8 protein-coding genes are annotated in these 6,853 nt (G+C 73.6%); 3 read left to right on the top strand and 5 right to left on the bottom strand.

Annotated features, from left to right (window positions below):
- A partial coding sequence (locus QZX64_RS08365; protein WP_295658340.1) for a glycosyltransferase family 1 protein occupies positions 1–715 on the top strand: 715 nt, incomplete at its 5' end.
- An 85-nt stretch (positions 716–800) separates the two neighbouring features.
- Complete coding sequence (locus tag QZX64_RS08360; RefSeq protein ID WP_295658342.1) at positions 801–1,793, top strand: glycosyltransferase; 993 nt, start codon at positions 801–803, stop codon at positions 1,791–1,793.
- Positions 1,794–1,898: 105 nt separating this feature from the next.
- On the opposite strand, the gene QZX64_RS08355 is transcribed toward QZX64_RS08360, so the two are convergent.
- The 5 genes from QZX64_RS08355 to QZX64_RS08335 all read right to left on the bottom strand — a co-directional run bounded on the left by QZX64_RS08355 (position 1,899) and on the right by QZX64_RS08335 (position 5,328).
- A complete protein-coding gene (locus tag QZX64_RS08355) occupies positions 1,899–2,525 on the bottom strand; it encodes a DUF3618 domain-containing protein (RefSeq protein ID WP_295658339.1) in 627 nt (208 codons plus the stop codon).
- Positions 2,495–2,941, bottom strand: a complete 447-nt coding sequence (locus QZX64_RS08350) for a phage holin family protein (RefSeq protein WP_295658338.1) — start codon at positions 2,939–2,941, stop codon at positions 2,495–2,497. The genes QZX64_RS08355 and QZX64_RS08350 overlap by 31 nt, the downstream gene beginning before the upstream one ends.
- Complete coding sequence (locus QZX64_RS08345) at positions 2,938–3,660, bottom strand: hypothetical protein (protein WP_295658337.1); 723 nt, start codon at positions 3,658–3,660, stop codon at positions 2,938–2,940. Before QZX64_RS08345 ends, QZX64_RS08350 begins: the two co-directional genes overlap by 4 nt.
- 128 nt (positions 3,661–3,788) lie before the next feature.
- Positions 3,789–4,592, bottom strand: a complete 804-nt coding sequence (locus QZX64_RS08340; RefSeq protein WP_295658335.1) for an MBL fold metallo-hydrolase — start codon at positions 4,590–4,592, stop codon at positions 3,789–3,791.
- A 58-nt stretch (positions 4,593–4,650) separates the two neighbouring features.
- The gene (locus QZX64_RS08335) at positions 4,651–5,328 is read right to left on the bottom strand and encodes an NADPH-dependent F420 reductase (RefSeq protein WP_295658334.1); all 678 of its coding nucleotides are present in this window, start codon (positions 5,326–5,328) and stop codon (positions 4,651–4,653) included.
- 162 nt (positions 5,329–5,490) lie between these two features.
- Between QZX64_RS08335 and QZX64_RS08330 the strand changes: the two genes are divergently transcribed.
- A partial coding sequence (locus QZX64_RS08330; RefSeq protein ID WP_295658332.1) for a putative Ig domain-containing protein occupies positions 5,491–6,853 on the top strand: 1,363 nt, incomplete at its 3' end.

Genomic DNA, 6,853 nt, shown 5'->3' with positions numbered 1-6,853 from the left:
GCCCCCGGCAGCCGACCGGCTCATCACCCTCACCCCGGGTGCGGCGGCCGAGATCCTGCGGCGCTGGGGCCGGGTGGCGGAGGTGGTGCCGCACCCGCACGTCGTCGAGCTGCACGCCATGGCGGCCCTCCAGCCCGAGAAGGTCGACCGGCACCGCACGTTCCGGGTCGGTCTGCACGTCGAGAGCCTGCGCGCCGACATGGACCCGCTGCGGCTGCTCCCCACGCTCGTGGAGACCGTCGCCCGGCTCGACGGCGCGGTGCTCCAGGTCAACGTGCCCTGCGACGTGCTCGAGGCGGGCGGCGCCGGGTACGACGCCGACGTCGCGGCGTACCTGGCGCACGAGCAGGTGCGTGGTCGGCTCGAGCTGCACGTCCACGACCACCTCTCCGACGGCGAGCTGTGGAGCTACCTGGCCTCCCTCGACGCGTGCGTCCTCCCCCACCGCTCCGGCACGCACTCGGGCTGGCTCGAGGCCTGCCGCGATCTCCAGACCACGGTGGTCGCGCCGTCGTGCGGCTACTTCTCCGAGCAGGGACCGGTGCTCGGCTACCTGCACGACGAGGAGCGGTTCGACCCCGACTCGCTGCGCGCGGCCGTCACCACGGCGTACGCCGAGCGCCCGCAGCTCGGTGCGGACGTCGAGGAGCGCCGCCGGCAGCGCGCGCTGATCGAGGAGGCCCACCACCGCATCTACCGAGCGCTGGTGACGTGAGCCGGCTGCGCCTGCACCTCGTCGACCTGCTCCCGGGCGCGCGGCTCGCCGTGCTCGTCGAGGCGGGTGCGGCGGCGTGATCGGCATGTACGTCCACCACCACGGCAGCGGGCACCTGCACCGAGCGCAGTCGGTCGCCCGCGCGCTGGGCACGCCGGTGACCGGCCTGTCCTCGCTGCCGTGCCCCGAGGGGTGGCCCGGCGAGTGGGTGCGGCTGCCCCGCGACGACGAGGGCGGGCACCCCGACGACCCCTCCGCGGGCGGTCGCCTGCACTGGGTGCCGCTCCACGACCGGGGCCTGGCCGACCGCATGCACCGGATGAGCGAGTGGCTCGTCGCGGCGCGGCCCCGTGCGGTCGTGGTCGACAGCTCCGTGGAGGTGGTGCTGCTCGTGCGCCTGCACGGCGTCCCCGTCGTCGGCGTGGTGGCCCCCGGGCGCCGCCACGACGCGGTCCACCGGCTGGGCCTCGAGGCCTCCACCGCGCTGGTGGCGCCGTGGCCCTCGGGCTGGACCCGCCGCCTGCTGCCCGGGCTGCCCGACCACGTGCGAGACCGGGTGCTCGCCGTCGGCGCGATCTCCCGCTTTCCCGTCGGGTCCCCTCGTCCGGCGGCGGAGCGCCGGCGACACGTGGCGCTGCTCGCCGGCACCAGGGGCGACGACTTCACCGCCGAGCTGGTGCAGTCGGCACGGCAGCAGACGCCGCACTGGGACTGGACCGTGATGAGCGGGGTGCTGGGCCGGTGGCACCCCGACCCGCACGCCGTCATCGCGGACGCCGACGTCGTGGTCACCCACGCCGGTCAGAGCGCGCTGGCGGAGGTGGCCGCCGCCCGCCGACCGGCCGTCGTCGTCCCCCAGCCACGGCCCTACGACGAGCAGGACACCACCGCAGCCGTGCTGCGGGAGGGCTGGCCGGCCGTCGTGACCGACGGCGTGCCCAGCAACGGGTGGGCGGAGCTGCTGGACGCCGCCCACGCCCTCGACGGCGAGGGCTGGCGTGCCTGGTGCGACGGGTCCGCTGCCACCCGGCTCGCCACGGTGGTCGAGGACGTCGCCGGCCGCCGCAGCAGCCCCTGACGGGGCGGGTCATCGCGCCATGTGACACGCACCCGTGACACGCACAGGGGCGACGACCGCTCGCGCGGTCGCCGCCCCAAGTGCTCGTCCCTCAGGACGCCTGCGTCAGTACGTCGAGGAGTCCGAGGAGGACGACTGCGACTGCGACTGCACGCGCTGCGCGGAGCCCTGGCCCTCGTCCTTGACGGTCCCGGCCGCGTCGGTGGCGGTGTCCTTGACCTGCTGGGCGGCGTCGGTGGCCGAGCCCTTGAGGTTGTCGCCCATCTCTCGGCCGACGTCCTTGGCCGCGTCCATGACGGGCTGGCCGTGCTCCTTGGCCTTCTCGGTCACCTGCTGGGCCGCACGGGCCTCGGTCTCGGTGGCGGGCAGCAGCGCCGCGATGACCATGCCGGCGCCGAAGGCGACCAGGCCGGCCGCCAGGGGGCTTCCCTCGACGCGGTCCTCGATGCCGTGCCCGGCATCCTGCACCGTGCCGGTGACCGAGCTCATGGCACCGGAGGCCGAGTCACGAGCGCTGCCGACGGCACCGGTCGTGGAGTCCCTCGCGCTGCGCGAGGAGCCCATGACCGAGCCCCGCGCACGCTGGAACCTCGAGCGCGCGGCTTCCTTGCGTCGCTGGACGATGGCTGAGGGGGACACCCTGTCCTGCAGTGCGTCCAGGTCCTGCGCCAGGTTGTCGCGCGTGCCCTCGATGCGGTTGGTCAGCTGTTGTTCTTCTGTTCCTGTGCCCATTGTGCGTCCTCCTTCAGGGTTCGCTGCGTGGTCGGCAGCCCGGGGTTGGTCTCCTTGAGCTTCTTGCGGCCCTGCATCGCCAGCACGCCGGCGACGATCGCCCAGAGAAGGGCGACGATCAGTGCCGCCAGCTCGACCGGCATCCAGTTGTCGAGCAGGTAGGTCAGCGCGAGCGAGGCGAAGATGAGCATCAGCAGGGCGGCAACACCGGCCCCGCCGAGCATCCCGGCGCCCTTGCCGGCCTTGCTGGCCTCGCTCTTCAGCTCGGTCTTGGCCAGCGTCATCTCGTCGCGGACCAGCTGGCTCAGGTCGTTGGCGATGTCGCCCACGATCTGGCCCAGTGACCGCTCGTCCTGCGTGTGGCCCGGGGTGGGCGTGGGCACCGGCGTGGCGCCGCCTCCGTCGTACGTCGTCACCGGAGGCCGCCCTCGCCGGTCGTGCTCGACGGGCTCGCGTGGCGGTCACCGAGCGGGTCGGTCGACAGGTCGTCGTCGAAGGGCCGGTCGGCGACCGGGGAGCCGCTGGCCGCTGCGGGCCCGCTGTCGAGCGGGCCGGTCAGCGGATCCACGCCACCGGTGCCGACGCCGGTGACGGCGCTGTCCTGGACCGGGAGGACGTCGGTGTCCGAGGCCGTGGTGGTGCCCGTGCCGTACGCCGAACCCGTCCGGTAGCCGGTGCTGCTCGTCGATCCGGTGCCCTGCTTCGCCCCGCGCGCCAGGCGGCCGGCGACGACGCCGGCGGCGAGGGCGCCGAGCAGGAAGGTGCCCGGGCGGCGACGTGCGTAGTCGCGCACGTCGTCGAGGAGGTCGGTCGGCTCGCGCCCCTCAAGGTGGGAGCTCAGGCCCCGGGCCCGCTCGGACACGGCTCGGGCGGCGTCGGCCGCCAGGCCGCCACCCTCCGAGCTGGAGACCATCTGCTCGAGGTCGTCGCTGACCCTCGTGAGGAGGTCCTTGAGGTTGCCGAGCTGCGTCCGCGACTGGTCGTCGACCTGGGAGCGGGCGTCATCCAGCAGCCCGCGCGCCTGCGCCTTGGCCTCCTGGGCCACGTTCTGCGCCTCGTCGGAGGCCACGCCGGCGACCCTCTTGGTCTCGCCCTTGGCGGCGTCGGTGCTGCTCGATTGCTGGGTGGTGCTCATGCTCTTCTCCTCGCTGTCGTAGGAAGTGCGCTCTCTGGTACCCCGCCAGCGCCGGGTCCAGACGGGTCGGGGCCAACAATTCGTGACCGCCCCCGCGCTTCATGGGATGGCGGTCCGGGGTGGCGGGTCTAGCTGGTGGCCTGTCGGTCGTCGCCGAGCTGCAGCGTCTCCCCCCGGGCCACCGGCCGGACCGTCGTGGTGAGACCCGGGGTGGCACCGGCGAGGCCGAGGAAGTCCTGCACCGACGACCGGAACACGCCGTAGTCGTCGTGGTGCACGGGAACCGCCTCCCGGGGACGCACCCGCTGGAGGAGGTCGACGCCCTGTTCGGCGTCCATGGTCACGGTGTGGAACAGGACCCGGGTGCCGCCGAGGTGCACGACCGCCACGTCGAGGTCGGGATGCCGGGCCGCGATCTCGTCGACGTGCGAGCCGGTGAGGGTGTCACCGCTGACGTAGACCCGCCGGCGTACGGTGCCTCCGACGCGGTGGGTGAGCAGCGAGCCCATCACCGGTGGCAGCAGCGCCCCCATCACGCCGCGGGCGTGCACGGCGGGCAGCGCCTCGACGGTGAGCGACTCCCCGTCGCGCTGCAGCGTCTCGCTCTCCCACGTGTCGAGACCACGCGCCTCGAAGCCCCACCGGGACAGGCGAGGTGCCGCCTTGGTGGTCGTCACGATGGGCTGGGCCCGGGAGAGGCCGGCCCGGGCGACGCGGTCGAAGTGGTCGCCGTGCAGGTGCGAGAGCACGATGGCGTCGAGGGGCGGCAGGTCGTCGGGCTGCATGGCCGGCTCGGTGAGCCGCTTGCTCCACAGTCCCTTGCCCAGATAGGCGCGCTGCCCGCGGTGCAGGAAGTTGGGATCGGTCAGCAGCGTGAAGCCACCCAGCCGGATCAGCGTCGTGGCGGTGCCGACGAAGGTGAGCGAGTCCATGCGGTACGGGTACCCGGGGCCCACCCCGGCATGCGTGCGGGCGCCTCCGCGCACGGTCCTACCGGAGCGACGACTCCGCGGCCGCCGCCACGACGTCGGACCCGGCCGGCCGGGCGCCCCTGCCCCAGTCCTCGGGGTCGACGACGTACATCACGCCGTACGCCGCCGTGCCGGGCTGGGTACGCCGACCCTCCGCGAGCCGGCCGAGGTCGACGGCGTCGTAGCCGATCTCGTCGAGCAGGCGGGTGACCAGGCGCTTGGCCTCCGCGTCGTCGCCGGCGACGGCCAGGGCGCTGCGCTCCGGCGACCCCGAGGGACGCGCGAGCTGGGCGAGGTGCTCGAAGTAGATGTTGTTGAAGCCCTTGACGACGTGCGAGCCGGGCAGGTGCGCCTGGAGGAGCTCGGAGCTGGTCGTCGACCCGTCGTCGAGCTCGGCGACCTGGCCGTCACGCTCGGGGTAGTAGTTCATGGTGTCGACGACGACCTTCCCGGCGAGCTCGACGACCGGGACGTCCTCGCGTGCCTTGAGCGGGATGGTGACCACGACGACGTCGGCCGCGGTCGCGGCCTCGGCCGGGGTGGCGGCACGCGCCCGCGGACCGAGCTCGCCGACGAGGTCGGCCAGCGTCTCCGGACCCCTGCTGTTGCTCATCACGACGTCGTGCCCGGCGGTGACCGCCAGTCGCGCCACCGTGCTGCCGATGTTGCCGCTGCCGATGAATCCCCAGGTCGTCATGGCTCGTCAACCGCTCGTCGTACCGGATGATTCCGGCGACGGGCAAGGGTCATCGAACCTTCGCCGGGCGTTCACCGCCGGGTCTGGCTTCCCGTGCAGCCCCGGCTTATGGTGCAGCGCACCCTCCCTCCTCCTGCCTCACTACCTCTCGGAGACCTCTCCATGCCCTCTCGCAAGAGAATCGCCGCGGCGCTGAGCCTCGGTGTCGCCCTCACCGGCCTGCAGCTCGCCACCACACCCACCGCCACCGCCGCCAGCACGGGCCTCGTCATCAGCGAGGCGTACCTCAACGGCGGCTCGAGCGGAGCCTCCTACCGCGACAAGTTCGTCGAGCTGCTCAACCCGACCATCGCGCCGATCACCTTCACCGGGTCGGTGCAGTACCGCTCGGCCACCGGCACCGCCAACGCGACCTCCTCGGCGCCCGTCAGCGGCGTCACGATCCCCGCGGGCGGACGGCTCCTCATCCAGGGAGGCAGCAACGGCGCCAACGGCGCCGCCCTGCCCGCGCCCGACGTCACCGCCGCGTCCCTCAACGCCTCCGGCACCGGCGGCACGCTGTTCCTCACGACCAGCACCGTCCTCACCGCGCCCACCGATCCCAGCGTGGTGGACAGGATCGGCTGGGGCACCAGCAACTCCCCCGAGGGCACCGCCGCGAGCGGCAGCTCCGTGGTCCTGAGCTACCAGCGCACCGACGCACCAGACTCCGACGACAACGCCGCGGACTTCACCCCCGCCACCCCGACCCCCACCAACTCCCGGGGTGAGACCGTGGGTGCCGTCGCGGCCGCCGACCCCGGCGACCGGACCGTGGTCGTCGGCTCCCCCATCGCGCCGATCCCGCTCACGGCCGTCGGTGGCACCGCGCCGTACTCCTGGCAGGCCGCCGGCCTGCCGGCGGGCCTGGCGCTCGAGGGCAGCACGATCACGGGCACCCCCACGGTCGTCGGCACCTCCGAGGTCACGCTCACGGTCACCGACTCGACGGCCACCCCGCGCACCGACACCGAGACGTTCACCATCACCGTCTCGGGACCGCCCGAGACCCGCAGCATCGCCGAGATCCAGGGGACCGGCCCCGCATCGCCGCTCGCCGGCGACACGGTGGAGACGCAGGGTGTCGTCACCGCGATGTACCGCACCGGCGGCTTCAACGGCATGTACGTCCAGACCCCCGGTGTGGACGCGACGCCGGGTGCCTCCGACGGGCTGTTCGTCTTCGGCGGACCCGACGCGGCCAACCTCCCCGCCGGCGTCGAGAAGGGCGACTCGGTCGCGGTGACCGGCGTCGTCTCGGAGTTCAACGGCTCCACCCAGGTCACCCCGTCCTCCGCCGGCGTCACCGAGCTCGCCAGCCCCCTGCCGGCCGCCCAGCCGCGCGCGATCGCCTACCCCAGGACCGAGGAGGGACGAGAGTCCCACGAGGGTGAGCTGCTCGCCCCGACCGACCGGTTCACCGTCAGCAACGTCTTCGACCTCAACACCTTCGCCGAGATCGGCCTGGCCACCGGTGACGAGCCGC

The organism is uncultured Nocardioides sp., from assembly GCF_902805925.1.
Classification (GTDB): Bacteria; Actinomycetota; Actinomycetes; order Propionibacteriales; family Nocardioidaceae; genus Nocardioides.
This window is presented reverse-complemented; position numbering and strand designations above follow the sequence as displayed.

Excerpts from the sequence above, each read along its gene's own strand:
- QZX64_RS08360 (WP_295658342.1), top strand. The coding sequence starts at position 801 with ATGTACGTCCACCACCACGGCAGCGGGCACCTGCACCGAGCGCAGTCG.
- QZX64_RS08355 (WP_295658339.1), bottom strand. The coding sequence starts at position 2,525 with ATGGGCACAGGAACAGAAGAACAACAGCTGACCAACCGCATCGAGGGC.
- QZX64_RS08345 (WP_295658337.1), bottom strand. The coding sequence starts at position 3,660 with ATGAGCACCACCCAGCAATCGAGCAGCACCGACGCCGCCAAGGGCGAG.
- QZX64_RS08340 (WP_295658335.1), bottom strand. The coding sequence starts at position 4,592 with ATGGACTCGCTCACCTTCGTCGGCACCGCCACGACGCTGATCCGGCTG.
- QZX64_RS08335 (WP_295658334.1), bottom strand. The coding sequence starts at position 5,328 with ATGACGACCTGGGGATTCATCGGCAGCGGCAACATCGGCAGCACGGTG.